This is a genomic window from Haloarchaeobius marinus, from assembly GCF_051207415.1.
In the GTDB taxonomy this organism is placed as follows: domain Archaea; phylum Halobacteriota; class Halobacteria; order Halobacteriales; family Natrialbaceae; genus Haloarchaeobius.
Map to the genome: position 1 here is coordinate 268,113 of NZ_JBPKGD010000005.1, position 25,317 is coordinate 293,429.

The following is a 25,317-nucleotide window of genomic DNA, read 5'->3' on the forward strand; positions in this document are numbered from 1 at the left end:
GTTAGCGGTCCTCCCCGCGGAACTGCGCGGCAGCAGCGACGTTCAGGTCGGTGCCGGTGTTTTTGAATCGGACGCGCAGGGCCGTCAGGTAGGTCTGCTGGATGTTGAAGACGTGATGGTCGCCGTCGGCGATGTCGGTCGCCTCGGCGAACGTCTCGAACGGTTCGCCCGTGGCCGTCCGGGCCTGTACTTCGGCGTCGATGGCGTTGCCATTACCCGAGGTGTTCTCGACGGTGATGGTCGCTTCTCGCCCGTCGAGCGGAATCACGGGTTCGGCGTGGGTCATCGGGTTGCCCTCTCGCTCGGCGGTCTCCGGCGTCGTGAACTTGAGTTCCGTATACGAGTTGAAGCCGGTCGGCACAGGGTACTCTGCGAGACGCTGGAACGCCCCGTTGGCCGTCGCCAGGGGTTGCGCCCGCGTCGATGCCACGACCGCCAGGCGGGCGGGTGCGTCCGTCGAGAGACTGAGCCGGGTGAACTTCGACGCCTCGATGGCGTGCAGGCCCGACTCGACTTCGAAGGGGTCGCCACTGTCGATGCGGATTTGGGCGGGGACGTCGACGAACAGTGAGGCCGAGCGCAGGCGTTCGGCGCCGTCGACGTCGTCGAGCGACCGAAACTCAGCCACAGGGTCTTGCATCTGGGAGGTGCGAATGACGCCGTTGGCGAAGTCGACGACCGTCGACCCGGAGGGGACGCCCGTGGCGCCGCCCTGTGGGGCTGCGATGTAGTCGTAGACCGGTGAGACGTTCGAGGCACTGGCGGCGACCTCGCCGTCACTCTCGGCCTGTGCGGCCACCACATACGTCTGGTTACGCACCGCCCCATGGGTCGGCGACTCGCCGTCTTCGAAATCGAGGAAGTCAGCCAGCCAACTCCAGAGGCTCATCGCTGCACCCCGCGGTACGTGACGTAGGCCATCATGAGCGTCTGCACGAGCGCCAGCAGCACGAGCAGGTCTTCCGAGTCGAGGACGACCTCGACGCCGCCACCGGTCTGGACGGACAGGGACGGGCCGCTATCGGTCGCGGTGCCGGAAGAAGTGTTGCTGGCCCCGCTCTCGCCTTCGATGAGCGGGACGCTCATGGCTCAGCCCTCCACCAGGGCCTGCTTGACGGCCTGGGAGAGCCCGTCGATCTGTTCGGTAGACCGTGCAACGGGAACCGACAGCATCGCGTTGACCGCCGTGTCGCCGTTGGAGGTGGCTTCGTCGCTGTCGTCCCACGAGAACGCAATCGGGCCGTCGGCCACGACGCGGAGCTTCCAGTCCTTCGGTACGACACGACCGAGAGGATCGTCGGGGTCGATGTCGAGCGTCGGCGGTTCCTTGTTCTGGTTGCGCTCGTGCAGCGGCTTCGAGATGTCGTTGAATACCACGTCAGAGACGGTACCCTGGGACGTCGGAGCGACGCGTTCGATGCGGAGTTTGACCGGTTCCGCGGGGACGTAGAAGGCGTGCAGGGTTTCGGCGGCTCCGCCGTCGGTGTAGTCGAAGGAGTCGCCGGTGTAGTCCACCGAGTCCGGCTGCACGCGGTTGCCGTCGCTGTAGAGTTCGAGCGCAGACGTGTTCGGCGTGTCGACGACGTCGTTCGCCAGGTTGAACGTCTGGGCGGTCCCCGAGCCGTCGCTGGTGAACTCCTCGGCGACGGTGAACGCCAGGCGCATGGAGTCGCCCCGGAGGACGGTCGGGACCTGTGCCTGGTACTCGGCGACGGTGGCCTCCTGGTTGGCCTGGCCCTCGATGAGCGTCCAGTCGCTCCGGCGAAGCATCTGCCGACGCGCGCCGGCGTTCTTCATCGCCCGAACGGCCTGGGCGGGCTGCATACTCAGACGCCCCCGGTCTCGACTGCCTTCCGGTAGACGTACAGCTCCGAGTTCGCCCAGTCGACCTGCTCACTCGACAGCAGTTCGAACCGGAGCACGTCTTCCGGTCGGACGTTGATTTTCTCGCCCAGGAGTTCGACCTTGACCTCGTCGATGTTCTCCTCGTTGCGCTGCTCCTTGGTACTGAGCGAGTTCCAGGCCGCGATGTCACCAGTCGCCTGTGCAACCGGAATCGGCGAATCGTCGGTCGGCCGCTTGACGGTGATGAGCAGCGACGTATCCGGCGGGAGGTAGCCGTCGGCGGCGTTTTTGAGCGCCATGATGAGCGGGATGCCGATCTCGTCACCCTTGGCCACGCGGTTGATGAGCGACAGCATCGTCCCGTCTTCCGGCTGCACCGTCAGAATGGGCGTGCGAGTGCCAGTGACGTTGGTCTCCTGGGTCGCCTCGTCCGAGAGATGGGACAGCGAGTACCCCATCGGTCAGGCACCCCCGAACTGGGTGACCGTACTCTTGACGCCGAAGCGCTGGGCGAGGGCGTCGAGCGTGTAGACGCCCGACCCGACCGACACGGCACGTCGGCCGATCTGCTCACCGGCGTAGATGCCGGCGAGTCCATACGCCTCGTTGGGGATGTCGAACCGGGTAGCACCCTCGGCGACGTTCGCGAATGCCATCGGGCCGATGTAGCCCGCCGCAACCTCAGCAGCGTCACTCCAGGTGTCGTCGTCTGCGAGCGCGTCGAACGCGCCTCCAAAATCAATTGCCATTTGCATCAACGGCTATCCCCGGTATTCACTTGTAAGAGCCCGTGAGGGGGCCGTTCAGGGCACAACAGGAACACGCCGTACAACGCCCGCACGTGTACTACGTGTCGCACTGAATGGAGCAAAACGGACGAATAAAATGTCGGCGGATTTAACAACATTTCTAACTTTTCTCGGTGTCGTGCTGGATCCAATCGTACTGAATCTCGGACGTATCGAAATCGATGTGACTGTCTCGAAGGGTAGATGCGGCATGAAATATTCAGGAGGGGGACCGCTTGGTCCGTATCGCTACCGTTAGTCGTCCGCCGCCGCCTGTTGCTTCTTGATGTGATCGACAATTTCGTCCGTTTCGGTTTTGAAGTCGTCGAGGTCGGCCTCGCTCCCGTGGATAATCGTCGAGAAGTATTTCGTGTCGGCGGCGAGGTTAACGGTCTCTTTGAGTTCCTCATCCATGACGCCGCTCAACCGTGCCTCCTCCTTGTGGAAGTAGGTGCAGTACGGACAGCTGATCGCGGCTGCGACGCCGACGCCGATGAGGGCTTTCTCCCGCGGGGACAGTTCGGTGTCTTCCCCCAGATTGAGGTCGCGGAAGATGCCCCAACTGTGGTCGCTCGCCGGGTCTGCGAGTTCGTCCATCCAACTCGGAACTTGGCCGAGCATCTGTTCTATCTCTTGTTGTGTGGCGTTCGAAAACATGTGGTAACCTTCTCCACCTCCTGAGGCCCATGCGTCAGGAGGAGTATGCACGTACGTGCTGCTGTAGCAAAGTTATGAACTGGGTGGTTGGCCGTACGTTAATCGTACCGACAGCGTTCTTCGGAAATGCGTGATTAGAATACCGAACTAACGGGTGTCTCCACCAATGACGTGAACCGAGCGACCACCCCTTGGTGGATACACCCTCGTCGTTGTGATGCCATGGAAAGCTTCGTGTCCGTCGAATATCAGCACCGCTGCACCCGACGAGAAACCCATAGCGTGTTGCCCCCACGATTATTGGGTTTACCGATGGCATGCGCCACCATCCGGATGGCTTCATTACCGAACGTAGGTTCGACGTTTGCACAACGTCCGGGTTCATAACAAAGCCTCTCCGTAGCCTGCTTTCAGGTGGTGTACAACCATGGCAACAGAAACACAGAATACCGTAGAAATCGTAGAGCGGATGTACGAAGGGTACAACAAGGGTGACATCGATTCCGTCCTGGCGTTGATGGCTGACGACGTCGAGTGGACCGAACCAGAGGGGTTCGTGTTCGGCGGGACTTATCATAGCCCCAAATCAGTGCTTCAGGACGTCTTCGAGCCGTCCATGGAAGAATTCGAGACGTTCACAGTTGAGCCTGAACGATATATCGACGGGGGTGATACGGTCGTTGCCCTGGGCACGTTCCATGCCACGACGAAGGCAAAAGAGCAAATAGAGAGTCCTTTCGTACACATCGTTGAGATACACGACGGCCACATTACGAAGTTCGAGAACCACACGGATACTGCGTTGTGGCAATAGACGGCCAGCTCACTCCTCACTTATCCACGTTCAGGATGAACCAGACCGATGCCTACACCCTCTCTATGCAGCACGCTGTTTTTGACAGATTTTGAGAAAGCGAGTTGAGACCACCTACGAGATTTTCAAAGCCCCCTCGACGGAGTCGTCCACTTCGGCCATCATGAACCCGAGAGCCGCCGCGTCACTAATTTCATGCCCGAGCCGGTCTTCGATTTCGCTCTTCAGTCGGAGGAACTGTTCTGCCCGGTCGTTGTAGAGTGACACGTCCTTTCTCATGGGTTAGAACGGGTGTTTGATGCGCTTCCGGTCACTCGCGTAGTGCGTACTCGCCATCTCGAAGTCGCGGGAGTCCAGGCGTTCGAGGGTCTGACCGTCGGTGTAAATCCACTCAGACCCGACGGTATGACCGTCGTCGTCGGTGAACCGCCGGAGTGCAAGCGGCTCGCCGTCGACGCAAAGTTCGTCGGGCAGGTGCGATAGTCGGTCCTTGTCCTTGAGGTGCACCTCGGGCGGGTATTCGACGGTGTCGAGTTGGTTGATGTCCTGGGTTGAGCGGAAGCCCCCGAGCATCGACGCTGTACAGCACGAGAGCACGTCCTTGTCGAGTTTGGCGAATCGCTGGAACAGCCAGACGACACCGAACCCGTCGCCGTGGTAGGTCGTCGCCAGTGTGTCGATCTCGTCGGGGTAGTTCCCCTGCTGTGGCGCGAACCGGTGGGCCTCGTCGAGTACGAGAAACACCGAGTGATCCATCGCCTCCAGGGCGCGAATCAGGTTTGCCAGGAGTTCCTGCCACTGCTCGTCAGTCAGCCCCGCCCGGACGATCTGCAGGCCCGGCACACCTGTCACGATATCCTGCCACTGGTCCGGTTGGATGTGCTCGGCTCCCGACGGGGCGGTCATGCGCTTGAGGTGGCCGGTCTCGACGAGCCCGCTATACTCGTCCTTGTAGTCGAGGACGACGGTGACGTCGTAGTCGGTGGCGTTCTCCTCGATGTAGGAGTGACTGACGTAGGTTTTGCCCCAGCCCGTTTGGGCGGCGAAGGCGAGATTCATCGGTGGAGTCGGTCGGTGGTGCCGGTTGCCTCGGCGAGCAACCGGTCGTTTTTCAGTCGGCGGTCGTGGCCGTCGTAGCCCCCGACCGGCGTCTCTGCGTCGAGACAGGACTCGGCTAGGTGCTGCTCGAACTCTGGGGGCACATGCCAGGAGACCTGGCCGGCCGGGAGTACCGTCCAGACGACGGGCCAGTCGCTTTCGTCATGGTAGTAGTAGCCGGCGTCACAGCCGATGCGCTTGCGTGTGACCGCCAGCGTGAGTGCCAGCAGGTTGCGGTCCTCGTAGGCTTTCTGTGAGGTACTGTCGTCGATGGCGTCGGCGAGTCCACGGGCGGCGCCTTCGACGAGGTCTTCAATCCTCATCGGGCTCGCCCTCCTGGAGGGTCGCGGTGACGCGCTGGATGCCCTGGTTGGCTTCGGAGACACCGGCGGCGACGACGGCCTTCATCGCCTCGGCCTCGCGGGAGTTCTCACCTTCTGCGTTCTCGGGCCATTCGACGACCACTTGTTCGAACTCGTCGAGCGTACAGCCGTAGCGCGACCGGACGTAGGACGCGGCGAGTTGGTCGGTGTCGCCGTCGGTACCGTTCTCCCGAAGCAGGTCGGCCCACCGCTCCTTTTGGGCCTGCCAGTCGTCGATGTCGGCCTTCTCGGCGGCTTCGTCGGCGTTGTCGAGTCCGGAGCAGTTGGCGACCCACCACTGGGGGAATCGGCCGTCGAGTTTGGCCGCGACGACCTGGCGGATCTGGGCCTTGCGGTCCTCGGGTGTCGGGAGGGATTGAATCCGGTGGTCGTCGGCCAGGTCGGCAGCTTCTTGCAGGTCGATGACGGATGAGACGAGTTCGTGTTCGGCTCTGGCGACGATGTCGAGCATGGCGGTACCCATGCGGGAGTCGAGCATTTGCCGGGCCATCCGGCGCTTCATCCCATCGGACAGGGCGGCCATCATGCACCAACACCCTCCATCACCGCATTCGACAGGTCGGCGTCTTCGACCATCACGCTCCCACAGAAGACGAGGGTGAAGACGAGGATGCCCTGGCCGGGGGTGAGTTCGTTGGACTGGCCGTGTTCTGCGAGCCAGTCGTCGACGAACTCGTCCAGGTCGAGTTGCCGGGCCATGTCAGCGTACTCGTCCATGGCGGCCTGGCGGTCGTCGACGTCGCTGCCGTGGCGGTCCTTGGCGGCGACCGTTGCCATCCCGAGGGCGTTGCAGTAGACGTCGCCCAGCGTCGTCCGGTCGGTAGTCTCGGACGTCGACGGGACTGAATCTTCGACCGTCTCGTCGGTCGCCTCGGTTTCGTCGTTTTCGTCTGGTTCAGCCTGTTCTGCGTCGGCTTCGGCAACCTGTTCGGCGACGTCGTCGGGGATGTCGACGTAGTCGTCGTCCTCGAGATCGGGACTGTCAGGACCGGCCGATTCGGTCGGGTCTTCGGTCTCGGCTTCAGTCATCGACCCCACCCCCTTCGATGAGCGTGACCTCCGGGTCACCACTGGCGGTCTCGTCGGTGGTGGACTCGTCCATGGTGTCAGTCAGCGTGTCGTCCGACCGTCGGCGAAGCATCACCATGAGCACGACGGCGAGCACGACACCGACAACGACGAGGGTGGTCGTCGAGACGGGGACTGGTATACCAGCACCGCCACCAGTGCGACCACCCGAACTCCCCCCCTTCGAAGGGGTGTCTTTGGTGGTCGTGTTGTTGGTCTCTCCCCCGTTGCTGTCTGCCTGTTTTTGTTGGTTCCACTGTTGGTCGATTTCTTCGTCGGAAGCCATCTCCCCCTCTGCACCCCCTTCGGAGGGGGTGTTTTTGTTGGTCGTGTTGTTGGTCTGTTCCCCTTCGCCGTCTGCGGGTTCTTGTTGGTCGTTGGTGTTGGTCTGCTCAGGGTCGGTGTCGGTACCCCCCTCTGGTTGGGCCGTGACCACCCCTTTGAGGGTGGTCCAGTCGTGGTCGGTGTTGCCCATCGAGTTGATGTGAGAGCGGACCTGTTCGAGTGATTTGTCGGTCGATTCGCCGTAGTCGCAGCCCTCGACAGGGCAGAAGTAGTCTGTCATAGCGTGTTCTGGCCGCCTTCGGCGACCTTGAACTCGTCCGGTATCTGTTGCTCACTGTTCTCGGGGTTGGGGCGCTGGTCGACGTCGCGTTCGTCGGCCATGAGCCCTCCTTCGTTCTCCTGGACGTGTTCGACGACTTCCGGGTCGACATCGCGGCGGTCCTGCCCGGAGAATCTGGTCTGGTCGTCGGCACGGTCGCCCGAGAGATCGCGCTGCTCGTCGTGCTCGATGACGCCCCCGGTGACCCCTGACTCGGTGAAGTGTTCGAGGGTGCGCACCTCGGGAATCGCGCCGGGGAGCCGGTCGAGGGCTTCGAGCAGGTCGTGCAGTCGGTCGGGATGGAGCGCGTCCTGGCCGTGGCGGTTTCGAATCGCGTTGATGGCCCGCATCGCGCCACGGGCGTGGACGACGGCTTCGCGGACGTCCGAGAGTTCCCGGTCGAGTCGGCTAACCGCGCCCTTGTAGCCCTGCCAGGAGCGGTGTAGGGCGCCGGCTTCTTGCGGGGTGACGTCCAGTTCGGGGAACTCGCCACCACCGACGGTGACGAGTTGTTGCTGTTCGCCAGCGTCGGGGCGATCGTCGAGAAACATCGCCACCTCGTCCTCGCTGAACCCGCATTCTTCCTGGAGGAACTCGCAGGCTTCGGGGTCGCCGTTCTGGCAGACTTCGACACCGTGGTCACACTGCTTTCGAAGCGCACCCTCTACTTCCGCGAGTCGTTCGTCGGCGGTCTTTTCGGCGTCGAGCCGGTCGCCGACTTCATCGCGTTTGGCGTCGGCCATCCTCTCGCGATGCTCGTCGACGGTCAGGGTGTGGTCGTAGAAGGCGAGCCAGTCGTCGACGCCCGCCTCGGCCGCGATACCTTTGACCGACCGGGCGTGGGGGACGTTCGTCCGGGTGAAATCGAGTTCGCGCTTTTCGTGGTCGGTCAACTCGATTTGGCCGCCCCGACTCCCGCGGTCGCCCCGACTTGACGCCGACTGGATCGCCGCCTGGGTGAGCACCCGTTCGGGGGCGTCCGAAACGAGCGTGACGGTCTTCTGGCGCTTGTCGTCGTCGGGGCAGAGATGGTCCTCGTGGTCGTTGCGGAAGGCCTTCGCGTTCAGTCGACTGCCGAACTCGAACTCTGGCATTACAGTATCTCCGTGATGGGGTCGTGGTCACGGGCGAGATGCATCTCCAGGCCAACCTTCGAGATGCGCGATTCGTCGCACCCATCGCGAGGGCAGCCGTGCCAGTCGTCACGACTCATCGGTGAGTCCTTACTGCTCTTTCGTCCATGGGAAGAAGGTACCCGAAGGATCCCCCGTCCTCCGCGTTGTTTGTCTCTATCTCAATCCGGTCAGATCGGTCGTTGGGCATACGCTATGATTAGGCCCAAACAAAATATAACAAATAGTTGAACTACTCGGTGAATAAATCAACTAGCTGGCTCTTGGTAATCTGGAACGGTTGGCCTACAAGACCCTATCCGGTTACCGACTCCCGTATTGGCCAATTTGTATTTGTTTGAACTCGTCTCTACCACATTGATAACCATTCAGGACAGCAACAACTTCAAATACCGAACCACCAATTATCCGTCCAAGATATGATTCCTAAGTTACTTGTGTGGCCATGGGAGTGGCTTAAACGGCAAAATCTCTATTGGATTTTCGGACGTCTTACTGCCACGCTTTGGGTCGGGTATTGCGCATTCGCTGTCGGCATATTTGCCATTGTAATACTGGGAAGCGTCCCTATGCCCTCGTCCGGTCTGATAGAGAACACGGTAGTGGGCATAGGTTATCTCTTGTTAGCAGTATCGCTGAGTCATCTTGTTGCACTTACAATTCATGTAGTTGCACTCATTCTATTTGAACCGCGCAGTGGATTACGTAGATTCTGGAGGGCTCACACACCACCTCACACAACTGTGCCCTTCGAAGAGGATGAATTACCAGTGCCGCTTGAGCGAGACGTAGAAGAATCAAAACAGAAGGCAATGGATTTCTCCATACTCTCGGTTCAGCTCTTCATATTTGGGGTATTTCTTTGGTATATAATACAAACCTTCAATTCGGCTATATTCACACAGCTATCAGAATCAATTCTTCGCGACATCGCTGTTGGTATTTTTGCTTTTTATTTTACTATTCCTGTCGGGGTGATACCTATCTCTGAATTACCCAGTGTATCACCCTCGTTTTTTGCATTAGTCGTTTTCTCTATATTTGCACCATCTGTAATCAATGTGTTTAGTATTGAAAACACCACTTACTGGCTCTCACAGTGGTTTTCCAGTGTATACGCCGATATCTGGAACCGTCATTTCGGCAAAGAATCTCGAGTTGTGGAGGACGATCGTCTCCAACAAACTCTCGTCCCAATAATCACAGTCGTTGTCGTTGGAGTCACTGGCTACTTCATTTGGAGCGTCGTTTTGGCATTGTAAATTAGAAGGCATGCCGCATTCGGGGCTACTGGTTCGAAGAAAGCTCTGCTATTTGCAAGGGTAAGATTGGAAGCACAAAGCCTGATATCAGGCCAGCGAGGTGCCCATACACATTTGTGCCAGCGCTTACCTTCACAATGAGGAAAACAGGCACGCCTGCGAACACGATTACCGAATAGAATAAAAGTGCCAAATGATGGAACTCGACATCCGTAGATTCGGTTGAAATTGATCTACCGACGAAGATGATAGCGCCCACTGATACCAAAAACAGGAACCAGAGGCTTACTCCATTTAGACCAGCAAGAAGCAAAATTATTGCCAGTTCGGTCCCCATGAGACCGGCAGCTAAAGTTGACGACTGAATTTTATCACTGACTGCTCGTTTGGCGAACAAGCCGATGAAAATAGAAAGCGATCCCGCAAACGCAGCTACTACCCCCGAAAACCCAACAGCTGTCTCGGCAGCAGTACCGGCAAGTGCTATGATTGTATAGACGGAGACAATGAATGGGACGAGAATGAGGAAAGCTATAGATACAGCAAACAATGTATCCGTCTTCTCTGCAAGGACAGCAAGTGGGAAAAGTACCAGCATAACCACCAGAAAGCTTAGAATATTGTTTGCAAGATGGTTAATTGAAGCATGGATGAAATTCGAGAAGAATATTGACAGGACTGTAGGATCGTCTAATTGCAGTCTTAAGTGTTCATGTAGTCCAGGTGGCAAAATTCCGAATATGAGAAGGGTAATCGGAATACTCCAGAAAGCGAAAATACGTTCGGCAGGACCGGATTTCTTTGAGACTTCAACGCTAATCTGCCTCAGGTCTGTGAAAAACTCCCCCATCATCTATACGTAACCACACGACAGCCTGTGTTGGAATAAACATTTTGCTGCGTGATTAGTCCGGGGATGTCCGGCACTGTGACAGACCTGAACCTTCTCGTCCGATAAGACTGGAGAGTCGGACGCAACTACCCTGAGATCGACTCATTCCGGGTGGGAAAAAGCTAGGTTCCTGGCTGTTTTCGTCCGAGATGTGAGGTAACCGGACAATGCAAATGGAAGACTACCCCGAACGGGAGGATGGGAAGAAGGTGTGGCTCCGTCCGGAGGAAGTGAAGGAGCTGCTCGGCGAGATCGGCGACACGGAGAGACGAATCGCGCTCGGCCTGATGGCCCGGTCGGGCCTACGGTCTCACGAGGTCGTCGACGTGACGGCCGACGACGTCGTCGACACGCCCATCGACCAGACGTTCGTTCGCGTGTGGGCCGGGAAAGGTTCGAAGTATCGGGAGTCCCCGGTCCCGCAGTCGCTCGCGGCCACGATTCGAGCGTACTCTGACGTGCGTGAGGAGTCGAGTGACGAACCACTGGTCGACCGACCGACCCGGACCCTTCGGCGGTGGGTACGAGCTGCGGCTGACGCGAGACGCGAGGCTACCGGAGATAAAGGATGGTCCTTCCTCGGACCGCACGATCTCCGACGGACCTGGGGAACGCTACTCGTCGAGGCCGAGGTTGAGCCTGGTCTCGTGATGGAATTCGGGGGGTGGGACGATTGGGAGACCTTCAGGGAAGCGTATCTTGGTGCGTACAGTCTCAAAGCAAAGAAGGATGGAATCGGAAAAGTAGACTGGCTGTGAATTTTCGTACAGAATAGCCGCTCAAATATCGGTTTTGTATATTATAGGTTCCCGTTTAGCAGGTCGTTTTTTGAACCTCGAGAATCACTCTCTTTGAACACATCATGCCTTCGCTGAACCTTATCAGAATCTCTATTTTGATCCGTTCCGTCCCATAATATCGGTTCCTCACGTCCCGGAGATTCGAACTGGAACTCGGACTGATTTTTTATCGAGCCATGGTCTGATGATAGTTCCACTACTAATCCCCCGGCTGATTTCTTGACTATTTTGGCCGGGCAAGAGTCATCTACATCATGTATGATGAATGGATACTGCTCTTGATGTATATCAAGAACTACCTCTTTTGGTAGAAGAAGGTCTAAATTCTGGTCCTCTATTCGGACAAAACTAGGACCCCAGTTGGTGGGATTAGACCCTAAAACAACCCCCTTCTTTGTAACACGGATTGGTTTTGTCTCCAGAATATCCCCTTCTTGAGGCCGAAGTTTATGCGTGTCACCTGCCATACCCCTCATTCCATGCTATTCAATACCAATGTTTGGGATAATTACACTTGGCTGTGGGGTGAGATAACTTAGTCGGGTGTTGACAACGACACAGATCTGCTATGGCGATGAGGGAGCGAGTGACTACGACTGTTCGACCGATTAGAACCTCCGGCGGTAGGTTCGAGGTGCTGCTGACCCTCGACACGAGGCGACCGGAGACGAAGGTGGTCCTACCTCGGTCCGTACGATCCTCGGCGGACCTGGGGAACGCTACTCGTCGAGGCCGAAGTCGAGCCTGGTCTCGTGATGGAGTTCGGTGGCTGGGACGACTGGGAGACGTTTAGGGAGTCGTACCTCGGTGCCTATAGTCTAAACGCGGAAAAACAAGGTATAGAGAAGGTGGATTGGCTCTGATTTGAGCGCTAGCATCTATTCTTCGCCGTTGCCGTTGTCTCCCACGATATTTTCGTGAGTTAAGTCCGTCTCATTGGCCTGTAACGAATCGATTTTTTCACGAACTGCTTTTTCGACGAACTCTTGCCGTTTTTCGTACTCGTGGGGTTCGTATAGCTCATCGAGACACTCCTCAATTTGCATGATTGTTGTCATCGCGTACCGGTACCAAGAGCTCTTGGACTGACCGTATACGAGCCGACTCTCGACCCAATCGTTGTTTTCGTCGTCGATTTGGAAGCTCGCTCGCGCCATATGCGGCATTGAGTGATTCAATGACTAATATGGTGTGCATACTTTATCGCACAAATTGAACCATTTGCACCACTGGTGAAGCGTACCAATTTGAGTAAAGATTAAGTTTCACCAGTTGTTCAGTGACTCACGCAATGGCGCTTAGCGCAAATGTGACCATCGCGATGCCCATCGAGATGGTCCAGAAAGCCGATGAACAGGCCGAATTGCACGGGATGAGCCGTGCGGAGTACATCCGACACCTCATCCGGCAGGCCGACGACTCACCGTTTGAAACGCCACAGCTCCGTCTCAGTGACGAGGCTGAGGAAGTAGACAAGGGGGCCGCCTAACATGTCCAGTGCAGGCCCGGCCCCCGAGTCGGACGAGGAGAGCCGTCGAGAAAACAGTGACGCACCCGACCCGCGTCACACCACCGCCGAGGAGTTCGCGGAGGTCGACGTGCGACGGTGTCAGGCGGACAACCGCAACGGCCGGCAGTGCGGGCGGGACTCGATACCGGGGACGTTCTACTGTCCGTTTCACCTGCCCGACCACGTCGACGAGACCGACCGGTGCGAGGGAGGTGTGACGGCATGACCGGCGACACCGACCCGGTCGACGACCCCACGACCGGCACGGTCGTCAACCACCACACCCCCGACCTCTTCCAGGTTCGGTGTCCGGAGTGTGGCGCCTCAAAGAAGACTCGGACGCGTCCCGGCGAGAAGTCGCGCATCTGTTCGACGTGCAACCGCCTGAAGGGTGTCACGCCCCTGGAGAACGTCCGTCGAAACAGCACAGACCGCGACGACGAAGCCGAACAGGCCATCGCCACCGACGGTGGCATCGACGAGAGCGACATCGTACAGGAGCGAGCGCACACGGCGGCGTCCCTGCTCGATGACGCGGCGGTCGCACTGCGCGAGGGCGAGCCCGCCGACGCCCTGGAGTACATCAACGACGCGCTCACCACGCTCGGCGACGGTGTGCGAGACGACCGCCGGGCCATGACCGACGGTGGCCGCGAGTACGATACGACCGAGAAGGTCGAACGCACCGACGTCGGGTTCCGGCTCACCGTCGAGTCCAAACGCGGCACCGGCACCCGCGATCAGGACAAGGTGAAGGCGGAACTCCGGCAGGAGCAGGTTCCGACGACCGAGGAAGTGGAGAACCTGACGCGGCACGTCGAGCACCTGATGAACATGCGGCGGGCGCATCAGCCGGACGAGGGTGACGACGCGTGAACGGGGGGCGATTCGAGTGACGGACGACCTCGAACCACTATCCCCCACCGACGGGGTCAAGATGTACCTCCGGCACCGTGAGCCAGAACTCTCCGAGAAAAGCCTGCAGAACCACAAGTACAGGCTCGACAACTTTGTCGCCTTCTGCAGCGACAAAGGCATCGACAACCTGAACGACCTGACCGGCCGGACCATCCACAAGTTCCGGAACTGGCGACGGGACGACGACATCACGACCGTCACACTCAGATCGAACCTCGCGACACTCCGAGTCTTCCTGGAGTTCACCGCGAGCATCAACGCGGTCGAGCCCGGCCTTCGCGAGCGCGTGAAACTCCCCGAAGTAAGTGCGGGCGAAGAGTCGAAAGACGTCAAACTCGACGAGGACCGCGCCGAGCGGATTCTCGACTACCTCAATCGGTTCCGATACGCGAGTCGAGACCACGTCATCGTTGCAATCCTATGGCACACCGGGATTCGACTCGGGAGCCTACGAACCTTCGACGTCGACGACTTCGACCCGGACGCCATGTGTCTCGACCTTCAGCATAGCCCGGACACTGGTACGCCTCTCAAGAACGGCGACGCTGCCGAGCGGTCCATCGCCGTCGGCGAGCACTACTGCCAGATGCTGCAGGACTACATCGACCACCACCGGGACGACGTGTACGACGATCACGGCCGACGACCACTCATCGCCAGCACGCAAGGCCGGCTCTCGGAGACGCCGATTCGCCAGACCGTCTACAAGTGGACGCGCCCCTGCGTGGTTGGCGTCGAGTGTCCACACGACCGCGACCCAGCGGAATGTGAGGCGATGAAGAGTACCTCGGCAAGCTTGTGCCCGTCGTCAAGGTCGCCCCATGGGATTCGACGAGGGAGCATCACGAAGACCCTCAGGGACGGCACCCCAGAAGAGATTGTTACCGGCCGGATGAACGTCTCTTCGGATGTTCTAGACCAGCATTACGACCGACGAACTGAGCGCGAGAAGATGGAACTCAGGCGCGAACACTTGAGGGACGCCTAACCATGATCGACCACCCCACCAGCTGGCAACCGAGTAGCGCATCGAACACCGAAATTCGCAAGATGGCAGTTAGTTCGCACCCCGGCGAGTCCACTTCGATTTCTCCGCTGTGTCCAGGGTTCCAGACCGAAAGGTCCGGACTCTGTACCAGCAGGATTCGCTGATTCTGGGCGTGAGACTACTCCCTCACAGAAGAGAGTTTATCATAATTCCAGACGCGGGTCGCCACGGTCTGGCGTTCGTGCGTGGGATTGGAGGTGGTCGAATTGCTCACCCGGGGATTTTGCAGACGCCAGTGCTGAACAGGTCCAGTAAGCCCGTAATACTGAGGTGGAGATGAGAACCGTCTCCAGCAGGTTCAAGCACGGTTCGACGTTCTGGCAGCTTCGCGAATCAATGACGAAATCGACACAGAGCAGCTCTCAGATACAAGTATCGATGATTTGGTAAGTTTGTCGATGGACGAGCGACAGCCAGCCGAGTGCGGTGACCCGCACGCGGCATTCAGTTCTCGTACTCCGAACTTACCTTCTTCGTGCCAGCGCATCGTTATATTGCCGCGAAATCCGGTACGCCCACCTGAGACCGATACCGTCAATCATCCTCGCGGCCACGCCGTTCGGACCGGGCTACTGGTCCCAATCTATCCGACGGCCCCACCGACTGTCTCTGATCGCCCCTGGAAGCCGGGACGATAAGCTGATGTTAACAATAAGCCTCTCCGCCTGACACGTTCCATGGTCAGCCACGAGCATCAGGGTCGGTTATTCGAAGCCCGAAACGACCTCGACGAGGCCAGTCGCTCCGACAACCGCGTCCGCTCGCTCTTGAAGGAGGTGCGGAATGTCTGGTGAACACGCTCTGCCATACGGCCTGGAAGAGTATGGGGTCAGCTTCAGGCGCATTCCCACGAATGGGATCACTCTCAACGTCGCGGAGGCTGGCGACGGTCCTCCGGTGTTTCTGCTCCACGGCTTTCCGGAGTGCTGGGCAACCTGGGGGCCGCAGATAAAGCATCTCGTGGACCACGGCTATACGGCGGTCGCCCCGGAGATGCGCGGCCACGGTGAGAGCGACGCCCCCAGCGCGGTCGAGGCATACGATACGGTGGAGTTGGCGGCCGATGTGGTCGGGCTCTTCGACGCCTACGACCAGGACGAGGGCGTCGTCATCGGGCACGACTGGGGGGCCATCGTCGCGTGGCACACAGCATGGCTGCACCCGGACCGCGTGAAGGGTGTCGGTGGCATGAGCGTGCCGTGGTTCGGTCGAGGCGACACCGACATCCTGACCGCGCTGAGAGAGCAGATGGAGGGACGGTACTTCTACATCATCGACTTCCAGCGTGACGAAGTCGTCGAGGCACTGAACGAGGACATCGACGGAGCTCTTAGAGCCATGCTGACCGGCGAGTCCGATGCCTTCGGGACGGATGACCCGAACGCCGACTTCCTCGACACTCTGACTGTGCCGGAGGAGGCGCCGGAGTTCATGCCGGAGGATTTCCTGACGTACATCGCCACTCGCTACGAGATCAACGGCTTCGGACCCGCGATAAACTGGTATCGCAACTACCGTCGAACGTGGGAGCACACCGAAGGCAAGGACCCCACGATCACCGTGCCGGCGATGTATCTGATGGGCAGTGAGGACTGGACGAACATCTATGCCCAGAGGATCGGTCTGGATATGGACGAGCAGTGCAGCGATCTCCGGGTCAGCGAAACGGTCGAGGCAGGTCACTGGCTCGGCCAGGAGAAGCCGGACTGGACCAACCGCCACATCCTCGCGTTTCTGGAATCAGTGGGGCATCACGGCGAAAAATAGGACGTGCCGGAAACTCGCGTACTCGTACTTGGCGAGGTAGGCAAGGATGCCCTCGACTCGCTCCTCAGTCCCAGTCTTTATGGCTATTCCAAACTTACAAATTTTCGTATTTACATTACCAGTTACTAATGACTGAGACTCACGTGTCCGTTATCGTCCCCGTCTATAACGATCCAGACGGTGTCACGTCGACAATCGAGTCCGTTCACCCCCAGTTAACCGACGGTGATGAACTCCTCGTCGTCGATAACAACTCCACAGACCGGACTCCAGAGGTGATCAGAACGTGTAGTCGTGAGAGCCCTGGGATCGACCTCCTACACGAAACCGAAATTCAATCGTCATACGCTGCCCGGAACACCGGGATACGGGCGAGTTCCGGCGACATCCTTGCATTTATCGATGCTGATATGACCGTTGAGCCAACGTGGCTTGCGGACCTTCGAAGCTACTTCTCCGGCTCGGACGCAGATTACGTCGGGTGCAACGTCGAACTGTATATTCCCGCGGGATCTGAGACGTCGATAGCACAGTATAACGTGGCAAAGGGATTCCCAGTCGAATATTATATTCGTGAAAAGGGATATGCGCCAACGTGTTGTCTTTCGGTTCGCCGGACTGTCGTCAGGGATGTCGGACGGTTCGATGCGTCACTCGTTTCGGGTGGTGATGGTGAGTTCGGTCGGCGAGTCGCTGACGCGGGGTACACCCAAGAATTTGCCAGCGAGATTACGATGTATCACCCTGCTCGAACCACCCTCTCGGAGCTTGGGTCGAAAGCAGTTCGCATCGGGCGAGGGCAGGAGCAACTGTACCGATCTGGAACTCGCGATTCACGACCGCTCTTGAATCCTCGAAACTTCCTCCCCCCTCATCCGGGCACCTTTCGACGCACAGTCTCCGGAAACTGGGGACTCCCGACACTCGCAGGTTGGTTCCTTCTCGCGTACTGGTTCAAGCTAATGCAGGTGCGGGGACGGATACGCGAACGATTGAACGGCAGGGGTGAGACACCTACGGACGGTGAGAATCATCCGCAGGGACGATGACACCGTCCAGGCACGTCGTACTGATTCTTAGGATTGGCACCGATGGGACAGCCTCGAGGCCCGATCAGGGTACTCGTTTGGACAATCGAGCCACTGGCGATTCGCCAGGACGGTCCTGCCAGTATCACCGGTACCTCGGCACGATTTCTAATGGCGACTCAACGAGGGCACGTCCGTGTACCCTCGCTCGTGGGTGAACGCGGGGGTTCTCTCGATGGTCGAACCGGAACGTGTTACAGAGGAGCGCGCGACTGACACGGTCGAAATGGAGAGTCACACGTCGACCTGCTCGTCCATCGGGATTCCCCTCTCACTGAACGACTCGACACAGAGGGATAGCAAGCGACTGCATTTACCCGTAGAACCCGAACGAGGACGTGTATGGCCGACTTCCACGAAGACGAACTGACCGACGAGGAGGAGGAAGCGCTCCACGAGCTCCAGCTCGGCATCGAGAACCTCTATCGGGGATACGGCAGCCTGCTCGAGTTCCACCACACCATCGGCCACGGGATGGACCACCTGCACGACGCCGAGGAGATGCTTCGCGAAGCCGGGCACGAGGAGACGGCCGACAGACTCCGCGACGAGGTGCTCCCGGCCGGTGTATTCGAGGACAGGTGGAGCTACGAGGTCGTCGAATCGTTCAAACGGGACTTCCTCGCCGACGTGGCCGACTTCGAGGAGCAGACCCGGGAGGAGCTGGCGGGAGGCCGAGAACACATCACCGAACGCCGACAGCAGCGGGACTGGAGCGAACGAGCCGGGGACCGGACGGAAGAGTGAGGACCCGAAACGCCCCGGCTCGGAACGCCCTGGGATATGGTCCACCACGTCGACGGACACGCTGATGGCATCGGGGACTTCGAGTCAACGGTCGGCGGCGTCTACGCTATGGCATCTACGCTGGGTACGATGTACGTCCGGACCCGGACGAGAGGGGTTCTGGATCTGGTGACGGTCAGTGGACAGCTGCGGTCTCCTCGCTTCGAAAGTCCCGATTTCGGACGGGTTATGGTAAGCGTATAGGCGTCCTTCTCGACCGTAGCACCCTCGTAACAATGTGGTTACCGTTCGTCTACGGGTTTACGGTAGGTTCGCCACACGGTCCATCACCATCGAAGACGGCTCGTATGAACCGGAAGCCGAACTTCACTGGATATCCGTGCAAGGCGCCCCGTCCCTACCGTCTTTCAACAGATGACCAGCATCAGGTACCCGGGGTCGCTACTGTGTGGGGGAGTCCGCTGCGGTCGTAGTAAGCCATCGTTTCTATCGGGTCGCCAGGTCGAACAGCGTCGATAGGATGGGATTTCCTGGGACACGTACTAGTCGTAAGATATAGCGTTCTGAAACACTCTCACTCGTACATGACCGGTCCGACCGAGCGCATCGTGCTCGACCTCCACGTCCACAGCGACGCGTCCTACGACGGCCACGAACCGGTCGAACTCGTCCTCGAGCACGTCGCAGACATCGGACTCGACGGTGTGGTCGTCACAGACCACGACCGTATCGAAGAGTCGTGTCGTGCGGCGCGACTCGCGGCGGACTACGGACTCGTCGGCATCCCGGGCGTCGAGGTGTCGACTGCGGAAGGGCACCTGCTCGCCATCGGCGTGACCGAACGCCCGGCCGCGGGGAAGCCGTTCGACGAGACGGTCGAGCAGGTCCGGGAACTCGGTGGTGCTGCCGTCGTCCCCCATCCCTTCCAGCGGACCCGTCACGGCGTCCGAAGGCGGACCGTATCGGACTGCGACGCCATCGAGACGTACAACTCGATGCTCTTCACTGGCTACCAGAACCGGCGCGCACGTCGGTTCGCGAAGACACGGGGGTACGGTGAGGTCGGCGGAAGCGACGCTCACTACCTGATGAACGTCGGTCGCGCGGTCACCGTCGTCGAACTCGAATCGCCTGTCCCGGACGTGACCGACGTCACCGTCGACCAGGTCGTCGCGGCCCTGCAGGAAGGCGAGACCCGGGTCCACGGCATGCGCACGCCGATCCGCCGGAGTACCGTCCAGTACGGCATCGGTGCTGGCCGTAAGACCCTCTACGAGATCACGTCGCGACTCCCCTACGTTCGACCGCGGCCGGAGGCCATCGCCGAGTTCGTCGCAGACCACTAGTCCGACCGACTGCTCGCAGACCGATTTTGAAGATTCCGAAGCGCAGTCGCTGACTCCGTTCGACGAGTTCGGTCGCGGCCCTGTCTCAGTTTCGTCGTCAGGCAACCGCGGGCTGAGAGGCTGTCGCGTTCGATTCGCTAGAATTTATATACTATCGTAAACTAAATTTTAGTAATAACTAATGAAAATATATGCTGCAACGTTGCTGCTCGTGACCCAGGTCCTCACGCCCGGTGCCGGCGCCGTTCCGGTAGGCCAAGCCGGACCGGCCGTTTCCCCTCCCAACGAGGTACCGCTCGCCGATGCTGGACTCGACCAGACGGTCGCTCTCGGCCGAACCGTTCTCCTCGACGGACGGGGGTCCCGAGACCCCGATGGCTCGGTCCGTCGATACGCATGGGAAGTACTCACGCCGTCCGGGACTACCATGGCCCCAGACTGCGACGACTGCCCACGCACGACGTTCACCCCGAACGAGACTGGGACCTACGAGGTCCGCCTGGTGGTCGAGGACGACGACGGTGCGACGGCGACGGACACGCTCTACGTCCACGTCGTCGCCGGTCCCGGACCGACCGTCTCGCTCTCGGTCCCGGCGTCGATTCCAGTCGGTAACACGACGAGCGTCGTCGCGTACGTCGAGTCCGGTGCTGCTGACCTCGACCGAATCGAATGGATCATCGATGGCTCGGTCGTCGAGACGGCCCCGATATCGGGCGACCGGGACCAGGCTACCCTCGAACCCGGGTTTCCGTCGACGGGTGTCGCCACTATCACCGCGCGTGTCTACGACGAGGCGAACCGAACCGGGGCAGACTCCCGGCCTATCACGGTCTATACTCCCACGAACGCGACGGTTCCGGCGGGGCCGGGTGGTGCTGACTCGTTCGCCGAGGAGTACGACCCCGTCGTCGACGGGCCGCAGGTCGTCACCGGTTCGCGCCCGCTCGCCGCCACGTATCGACTTGGAGAGGCACCACCGGCCAGTGCGGTGGAGACAGTGACCTGGTTCGACGGGGGTGGCGTTCGCGGTAACGGGTCCACCATCGACGTCGAGTGGGAACCCGGGGACAACAGGTTCTTCGCCGTCGTAGCGTACAGCGACGGCTCGGACGAGGTCGTCCGATTCCGGAACGGTCGGTCGGTGGTAGTGGCCGACCCGGAACCCTCCTTGGGTCTTTCCGACCTCGACGCTAGTACCTCTATCAGCGGGGCGTTCACTGCTGCGGACGACTACGGGAACCTCGTCGAGGTCACGGTAACTGTGGGCGGTCAGCGGGTGTTCCACCGCGAAGCACAGCGTGCAGGAAGCCGACCCACGCTCGGAGAAGTGGTCGACGCAGAATTCGACCGGATCGACGTAGCACCGAACGAGAGTTACGACGTCGTCGTCCGCGCGACCGATGGGCGAAACCAGACTGCGGTTCTACGACGTACCGTCGTCTCGTCCGGCGACCTCGAAGTCGTTCGAGCGGGGTTCGTAAACGCTCCCGTCGATTCGTACCACGAGCGACTCGACCCCAGTCGATACACCGCACACCACGTGGTCGAAGTCCGGTTGAACGGGAACGATCCAGAAGATATCGAAGTGAATTATCCCGGGCTAATGGAAGAAATGGTCTCACTTGTAGACGGTCAGCGGAGAGTGGTACAAGGAGATAATAGTTCAATCCTAATTCACTCCTACTGGGGAGGTCAAACGCCCGGAAGATACGCTCTCAAATATTCGATTTATAGTGAGGAAGTCGAGGCAAATTCTGGGATTTCCACGTTTGAAGTCGAATCTAGTGACCCAGAATTAGTCTTGACTACTGAGACCCATGGCACTGAGGGTCGTGCCCTTAATTGGGGGATTCGAGTCAATGCAAGTCGATCGTTCGATCCCGACCACACCCCGTTGGAATATTCGTGGGTCTATGGTGCTGAGCCCTCGGATAATAGTCCAGCTGTTGGAGAATTTCAATCCCGTGAGAACGGTGACTTGGAGGTCAATGACCAGAATGGCGGCTTCAGCGCACAGCGGTGTTGCTTCCTGCAATATTTCGTCCCTCAGATACGCTCCGTCGAACAATTGAACGAGGGTCCGTTCAACGCGACAGATACGGTCCGGTTCGAAGTTCACTCCGACGAATGGGCTACCACGAAGACGAGTGACTACTACGAGTTGGATTTCGATTACGAGTCCGATTCACGATACGTCGATATCGTGGACCAACGACGGGTTGAGCGCGAACTGAGGAATGCTGTCGGGGACGAGGTCAACTTCCGCCGGTTCCAGAGGAGGGCGATAGTCGAAGTGCAAGCTGCCGCGCTCCACGAAGACACGGAACAGCCGGTAATCGCGTTGTTCAACGAGGAAAACCCGGGGCGGATTCGCACCAACTACACGCTTCCGACGGTGGAGGTGGTCAACGAATCCACGGTCGAGACGCTGAGAACCAACGTCTCCATCGAGAGTCTCGCGTACCGGATATGGCGACAGAACGGTACCCGGGAACGCACCGTCACCGACCGCCGCGAACTGCAGACGTATCTCAAAGAAGGATTCGACGTAGTCGACGAGCGCACCACGACGAGTTCGATCCAGCTGGAGCGTCGGACCATTCGAGAGGAACCCGAGACGGTTCGCATCGCGTTCGGTACGAGAGACGAACGCCAGCAGTTCCTGCGTTCGAATCAGGAGTGGCACCCAGCAGGTAGGCAAACGCGGACCAGAGTCGAGACCGAAACCGACCACGTGTGGCAACCTGGTCGGAGTGGACCCGGTGAGTTCACCGGCCGGACGAGAGTCCGAACGATTCCCGCCCAGACGCGGACGCTCCACGAATACGAGACGAGAGTGCGGCGAACGAGAACAGTGACAGAGACCGTCCAGAAAACGTTCGAGACGGAGACCGGGAGGAGAACTCGACCAGTAACAGTGACGAGAGAAGTCACGCACTGGGACGAATCGACGTACTGGGCGCAGGTTCCGCGGTCGCCGACGGACACCCACACGGGTGATACTCGAGAGGTCGTCGTCCAACCTGCTCGTGAAACACGAGAGTACCAGTTCGAGATTTCTCGGGAACAACGGGTGACAGAGGTGCGATACTTCGCTACCCGCACCACCGTCGAAACGGTCGAAGTGTGGCAGCAGTACCGCAGGGTAGAGGACTACTCGACCGCGGAGAAACTATCCAGGCGTGACGACGTACGGGTCGGTTCTGTCCAGGAGGAGACCTACTGGGTCGTCGAAAGGTCGGGCCCGACCACCGAGACAGTGCAGGAGTACGAGGACCGCTCGAACGTCGTCGAAACGATCGCGATCGTGAGCGGAACGACACAAGAGAAAGAGGTCGACCCCGTTACTGGCGACATCAACATCACTGACGTTGGTGCCTTCCGGGAGGAGGTTCGCCGTGAGGGCGCTCTTGGTGCGTCCCAGATATTGTCGATTATTGCTGGTACAGAAGAGGGTTGCAGAAAGGAGGTAACTTGTGAGTAAAGATTTGTCTGGATGGGTGATTATCTTCGCGTTCCTATTGATAGTTACCACTATTCCCCTAACTGCGTCGTCTCAGGATAACCAGCAAAGAGGTTTGGAACTCGGAATGGAGAATAAGACGATGAAATCTACGGATGGCGTGATTTTTCGTTCAAGCCTTCGTCCAGACTCTAAACAATTAACAATAACGGCATTTAATCCTACTTCGAATCCAATCAACTCTTGGTTAAATATCAAAATAGATGGTTCATTCGTCAGAAACGGAGAGATGAACCTATCTTCTAATGAAAAGCAAACGTTACGGTACAATCTGAATACCTCACTAGATGCAGAAGTCCGAAGACATTCTGTTCAGTTATCTACTTTCGGTAATTCGACCGAGTTCTATTTCGACCTTTCAGTCGATTCATCTAATCCACGTGGTGTCCAACTCCCCGAGATAGAGAACGTCGAAGTAACGACCACGGAAGTCGATGGGGAGGAGACGGCAGCCGTCAGGATAACGGTCAGGAACGAGGGGGACGTCCAGTACGGGACCAGGGTACGCGTCACGACGCTCCAGACGCATTCAGAGTCGTACCTCGCACGTGTGCCACTCGACGAGAACCGGAGAACTATCGTCGTCCCCCTGAACGAGGACCCGGAACTCACGGTCGCAGGGGAGGTGAGGTTGTTCACCGGGTGGATTCACAATCGTTCCACCATCGAAGACCAGGTCGAGTTCGAGGGCCGGACGGACGGAGAGACGGCGGTCTGGGACCGCGAGTTCGAACCGATACAGATCGACTACGCCGATACGGACGTCGAGGAGTACCAGTACGAGAACCGGTCGGTGAAACGGAAGAACGAGGCCATCTGGCGCGAACGGCTGAAACCCATCGGCGTCGTCGCTGCGGGGATGCTCGTCGTGATTCTCCTGGTGGTCGCTGTGCTGTCCCGGCGGCGATGACGCTCAGAGGCGGGTTCTGACAGCGCGAGCGATATCGTCGACGTCGAACTCGTCGTCCGCTTTGTCGAAAACGGTCTCGTCGTCGACGGCTACGGTGAAGACGCCGTGGGCACCGGTCTTGAGCGTCACCGCGTCGAGTTCCTGACCGAAGTTCGACAGGAGGGCGTGCTGGACGTCTTCCGCTCGGTTCAGGAAGCCACAGGGAACGCAGTATTCGATCTCGACTTCGGTCATGGAGGATACGTTACGTTCGCAGCCGTGAAAAGGTAGGGGCAGTCGGAGAACGAGGAATCAGTGGTCAGGATAGGCCTCTGCGAGTGCGTCCAGTGCTTCGTGATGTTCGGTACTGTGTGGGGCAGTGAGCGGCGAGACGCTGATACGTCCCTCGACGACGGCGCGCCGGTCCGTGCCCTCGGGGTCGGGGATGTCACCGGCGGCCATGCGCTCCCAGACGCGGTCGTGTAGCGAGACGATACCGTCGTCGACGGTGGCGTCCATGTCGTACATGTGCGAGGGGCGGGTGATCTCGAGTTCCGTCGGCCCGGTCCCGGGGGCCGGTGCGTTGACGTTGAGGTAGTCGGCCTGTTCGAACACGCCGGCGTCGAGTGCGTGTTCGGCCAGGTAGGCGGTCGCGCGTACCGCTTCCTCGTACTGGTCGAACGTGACCTCGACGTCCGTCCACGCCCGGTCATCGTCGGGGTCGACCGGGATGTAGAGCGAGGCGGCGATGGCCGGGATGTCGAAGAACGCGGCTTCGACGGCGGCGCTTACGGTTCCGGACCGACCGAGGACGTAGTGGCCCAGGTTCGCACCTTTGTTGCACCCGGCGACCACGAGGTCCGGGTTCGGGAGGAGTGCTCGGAGGCCGGCCACGACGCAGTCTGCCGGTGTTCCCCGGATGGCGTAGCCGAGTTCGTGTTCTTCGACGTCGACCGTGCTCGAAATCGCCCGGCCGACGGCACTCTGGTCGACGGCTGGCGCGACGGCGGTGACGCGCCCGACGTCGGCGAGTGCGTCGTAGAGCGCTCGAAAACCGGGGCTCTCGATGCCATCGTCGTTCGTGACAAGGATCTCGAGGTCGTCGTCGTCGTCCATGCCGGGTGGTCGAAGTGT

Annotated in this window: 31 protein-coding genes; 13 read left to right on the forward strand and 18 right to left on the reverse strand. The window is 59.3% G+C overall.

What is annotated here, in order from left to right; all coding sequences use genetic code 11:
* Position 1: 1 nt before the first annotated feature.
* The 6 genes from ACSC1W_RS17850 to ACSC1W_RS17875 all read right to left on the reverse strand — a co-directional run bounded on the left by ACSC1W_RS17850 (position 2) and on the right by ACSC1W_RS17875 (position 3,263).
* A complete protein-coding gene (locus tag ACSC1W_RS17850; RefSeq protein WP_435348998.1) occupies positions 2-889 on the reverse strand; it encodes a hypothetical protein in 888 nt (295 codons plus the stop codon).
* Entirely contained in the window at positions 886-1,086 is a 201-nt protein-coding gene (locus tag ACSC1W_RS17855) for a hypothetical protein (RefSeq protein WP_435348999.1), read from the reverse strand. Before ACSC1W_RS17855 ends, ACSC1W_RS17850 begins: the two co-directional genes overlap by 4 nt.
* Before the next feature lie 3 nt (positions 1,087-1,089).
* On the reverse strand, positions 1,090-1,824 hold the full coding sequence (locus ACSC1W_RS17860) for a hypothetical protein (RefSeq protein WP_435349000.1): 735 nt from the start codon (positions 1,822-1,824) through the stop codon (positions 1,090-1,092).
* 2 nt (positions 1,825-1,826) lie between these two features.
* A complete protein-coding gene (locus ACSC1W_RS17865; RefSeq protein ID WP_435349001.1) occupies positions 1,827-2,303 on the reverse strand; it encodes a hypothetical protein in 477 nt (158 codons plus the stop codon).
* Positions 2,304-2,306: 3 nt separating this feature from the next.
* The gene (locus ACSC1W_RS17870; protein ID WP_435349002.1) at positions 2,307-2,600 is read right to left on the reverse strand and encodes a hypothetical protein; all 294 of its coding nucleotides are present in this window, start codon (positions 2,598-2,600) and stop codon (positions 2,307-2,309) included.
* Positions 2,601-2,888: 288 nt separating this feature from the next.
* The gene (locus ACSC1W_RS17875) at positions 2,889-3,263 is read right to left on the reverse strand and encodes a carboxymuconolactone decarboxylase family protein (RefSeq protein WP_435349090.1); all 375 of its coding nucleotides are present in this window, start codon (positions 3,261-3,263) and stop codon (positions 2,889-2,891) included.
* Between the two features lie 454 nt (positions 3,264-3,717).
* Between ACSC1W_RS17875 and ACSC1W_RS17880 the strand changes: the two genes are divergently transcribed.
* Positions 3,718-4,104 carry a nuclear transport factor 2 family protein gene (locus ACSC1W_RS17880; RefSeq protein WP_435349003.1) on the forward strand — a complete coding sequence of 129 codons (387 nt, stop codon included), beginning with the start codon at positions 3,718-3,720 and terminating at the stop codon, positions 4,102-4,104.
* Between the two features lie 114 nt (positions 4,105-4,218).
* Here ACSC1W_RS17880 and ACSC1W_RS17885 read toward each other — a convergent pair whose 3' ends face one another.
* The 7 genes from ACSC1W_RS17885 to ACSC1W_RS17915 are packed head-to-tail and all read right to left on the reverse strand — an operon-like array spanning position 4,219 to position 8,351.
* Positions 4,219-4,383 carry a hypothetical protein gene (locus ACSC1W_RS17885; RefSeq protein ID WP_435349004.1) on the reverse strand — a complete coding sequence of 55 codons (165 nt, stop codon included), beginning with the start codon at positions 4,381-4,383 and terminating at the stop codon, positions 4,219-4,221.
* A gap of 3 nt (positions 4,384-4,386) precedes the next feature.
* Positions 4,387-5,163, reverse strand: a complete 777-nt coding sequence (locus tag ACSC1W_RS17890) for a P-loop NTPase family protein (RefSeq protein ID WP_435349005.1) — start codon at positions 5,161-5,163, stop codon at positions 4,387-4,389.
* A complete protein-coding gene (locus ACSC1W_RS17895) occupies positions 5,160-5,525 on the reverse strand; it encodes a WDGH domain-containing protein (RefSeq protein WP_435349006.1) in 366 nt (121 codons plus the stop codon). Before ACSC1W_RS17895 ends, ACSC1W_RS17890 begins: the two co-directional genes overlap by 4 nt.
* Positions 5,515-6,111 carry a hypothetical protein gene (locus ACSC1W_RS17900; protein ID WP_435349007.1) on the reverse strand — a complete coding sequence of 199 codons (597 nt, stop codon included), beginning with the start codon at positions 6,109-6,111 and terminating at the stop codon, positions 5,515-5,517. Before ACSC1W_RS17900 ends, ACSC1W_RS17895 begins: the two co-directional genes overlap by 11 nt.
* Positions 6,108-6,614: a hypothetical protein gene (locus ACSC1W_RS17905; protein WP_435349008.1), complete on the reverse strand. Its 507-nt coding sequence runs from the start codon at positions 6,612-6,614 to the stop codon at positions 6,108-6,110. The genes ACSC1W_RS17900 and ACSC1W_RS17905 overlap by 4 nt, the downstream gene beginning before the upstream one ends.
* Positions 6,607-7,218: a hypothetical protein gene (locus tag ACSC1W_RS17910; RefSeq protein WP_435349009.1), complete on the reverse strand. Its 612-nt coding sequence runs from the start codon at positions 7,216-7,218 to the stop codon at positions 6,607-6,609. The genes ACSC1W_RS17905 and ACSC1W_RS17910 overlap by 8 nt, the downstream gene beginning before the upstream one ends.
* Positions 7,215-8,351 carry a hypothetical protein gene (locus ACSC1W_RS17915; RefSeq protein WP_435349010.1) on the reverse strand — a complete coding sequence of 379 codons (1,137 nt, stop codon included), beginning with the start codon at positions 8,349-8,351 and terminating at the stop codon, positions 7,215-7,217. Before ACSC1W_RS17915 ends, ACSC1W_RS17910 begins: the two co-directional genes overlap by 4 nt.
* Before the next feature lie 608 nt (positions 8,352-8,959).
* On the opposite strand from ACSC1W_RS17915, the gene ACSC1W_RS17920 reads away from it, so the two are divergent.
* Positions 8,960-9,652 (forward strand): hypothetical protein, encoded by a 693-nt coding sequence (locus tag ACSC1W_RS17920; RefSeq protein ID WP_435349011.1) that lies wholly within the window; start codon positions 8,960-8,962, stop codon positions 9,650-9,652.
* Positions 9,653-9,677: 25 nt separating this feature from the next.
* Here ACSC1W_RS17920 and ACSC1W_RS17925 read toward each other — a convergent pair whose 3' ends face one another.
* Positions 9,678-10,505 carry a hypothetical protein gene (locus tag ACSC1W_RS17925; protein WP_435349012.1) on the reverse strand — a complete coding sequence of 276 codons (828 nt, stop codon included), beginning with the start codon at positions 10,503-10,505 and terminating at the stop codon, positions 9,678-9,680.
* Between the two features lie 206 nt (positions 10,506-10,711).
* Between ACSC1W_RS17925 and ACSC1W_RS17930 the strand changes: the two genes are divergently transcribed.
* A complete protein-coding gene (locus ACSC1W_RS17930) occupies positions 10,712-11,302 on the forward strand; it encodes a tyrosine-type recombinase/integrase (protein ID WP_435349013.1) in 591 nt (196 codons plus the stop codon).
* Positions 11,303-11,343: 41 nt separating this feature from the next.
* On the opposite strand, the gene ACSC1W_RS17935 is transcribed toward ACSC1W_RS17930, so the two are convergent.
* A complete protein-coding gene (locus ACSC1W_RS17935) occupies positions 11,344-11,811 on the reverse strand; it encodes a hypothetical protein (protein ID WP_435349014.1) in 468 nt (155 codons plus the stop codon).
* Between the two features lie 411 nt (positions 11,812-12,222).
* On the reverse strand, positions 12,223-12,390 hold the full coding sequence (locus ACSC1W_RS17940; RefSeq protein ID WP_435349015.1) for a hypothetical protein: 168 nt from the start codon (positions 12,388-12,390) through the stop codon (positions 12,223-12,225).
* A gap of 245 nt (positions 12,391-12,635) precedes the next feature.
* Between ACSC1W_RS17940 and ACSC1W_RS17945 the strand changes: the two genes are divergently transcribed.
* The 10 genes from ACSC1W_RS17945 (at position 12,636) to ACSC1W_RS17990 (ending at position 24,204) form a co-directional block, all read left to right on the forward strand.
* Positions 12,636-12,833: a ribbon-helix-helix domain-containing protein gene (locus ACSC1W_RS17945; protein ID WP_435349016.1), complete on the forward strand. Its 198-nt coding sequence runs from the start codon at positions 12,636-12,638 to the stop codon at positions 12,831-12,833.
* Position 12,834: 1 nt separating this feature from the next.
* Positions 12,835-13,080 (forward strand): hypothetical protein, encoded by a 246-nt coding sequence (locus ACSC1W_RS17950; RefSeq protein ID WP_435349017.1) that lies wholly within the window; start codon positions 12,835-12,837, stop codon positions 13,078-13,080.
* On the forward strand, positions 13,077-13,730 hold the full coding sequence (locus ACSC1W_RS17955; protein WP_435349018.1) for a DUF7389 domain-containing protein: 654 nt from the start codon (positions 13,077-13,079) through the stop codon (positions 13,728-13,730). The genes ACSC1W_RS17950 and ACSC1W_RS17955 overlap by 4 nt, the downstream gene beginning before the upstream one ends.
* 16 nt (positions 13,731-13,746) lie before the next feature.
* Positions 13,747-14,760: a tyrosine-type recombinase/integrase gene (locus ACSC1W_RS17960; protein ID WP_435349019.1), complete on the forward strand. Its 1,014-nt coding sequence runs from the start codon at positions 13,747-13,749 to the stop codon at positions 14,758-14,760.
* 843 nt (positions 14,761-15,603) lie between these two features.
* Positions 15,604-16,587 carry an alpha/beta fold hydrolase gene (locus ACSC1W_RS17965; RefSeq protein ID WP_435349020.1) on the forward strand — a complete coding sequence of 328 codons (984 nt, stop codon included), beginning with the start codon at positions 15,604-15,606 and terminating at the stop codon, positions 16,585-16,587.
* Positions 16,588-16,715: 128 nt separating this feature from the next.
* Entirely contained in the window at positions 16,716-17,636 is a 921-nt protein-coding gene (locus ACSC1W_RS17970) for a glycosyltransferase family 2 protein (protein ID WP_435349021.1), read from the forward strand.
* A 381-nt stretch (positions 17,637-18,017) separates the two neighbouring features.
* On the forward strand, positions 18,018-18,422 hold the full coding sequence (locus tag ACSC1W_RS17975; protein WP_435349022.1) for a hypothetical protein: 405 nt from the start codon (positions 18,018-18,020) through the stop codon (positions 18,420-18,422).
* A gap of 584 nt (positions 18,423-19,006) precedes the next feature.
* Positions 19,007-19,768: a PHP domain-containing protein gene (locus ACSC1W_RS17980; protein WP_435349023.1), complete on the forward strand. Its 762-nt coding sequence runs from the start codon at positions 19,007-19,009 to the stop codon at positions 19,766-19,768.
* A gap of 211 nt (positions 19,769-19,979) precedes the next feature.
* The gene (locus tag ACSC1W_RS17985; RefSeq protein WP_435349024.1) at positions 19,980-23,255 is read left to right on the forward strand and encodes a PKD domain-containing protein; all 3,276 of its coding nucleotides are present in this window, start codon (positions 19,980-19,982) and stop codon (positions 23,253-23,255) included.
* A 589-nt stretch (positions 23,256-23,844) separates the two neighbouring features.
* Positions 23,845-24,204 carry a hypothetical protein gene (locus ACSC1W_RS17990; protein WP_435349025.1) on the forward strand — a complete coding sequence of 120 codons (360 nt, stop codon included), beginning with the start codon at positions 23,845-23,847 and terminating at the stop codon, positions 24,202-24,204.
* Between the two features lie 3 nt (positions 24,205-24,207).
* Here ACSC1W_RS17990 and ACSC1W_RS17995 read toward each other — a convergent pair whose 3' ends face one another.
* Entirely contained in the window at positions 24,208-24,438 is a 231-nt protein-coding gene (locus ACSC1W_RS17995; RefSeq protein WP_435349026.1) for an Rdx family protein, read from the reverse strand.
* 57 nt (positions 24,439-24,495) lie between these two features.
* Positions 24,496-25,299, reverse strand: a complete 804-nt coding sequence (surE, locus tag ACSC1W_RS18000; protein WP_435349027.1) for a 5'/3'-nucleotidase SurE — start codon at positions 25,297-25,299, stop codon at positions 24,496-24,498.
* Between the last annotated feature and the right edge of the window lie 18 nt (positions 25,300-25,317).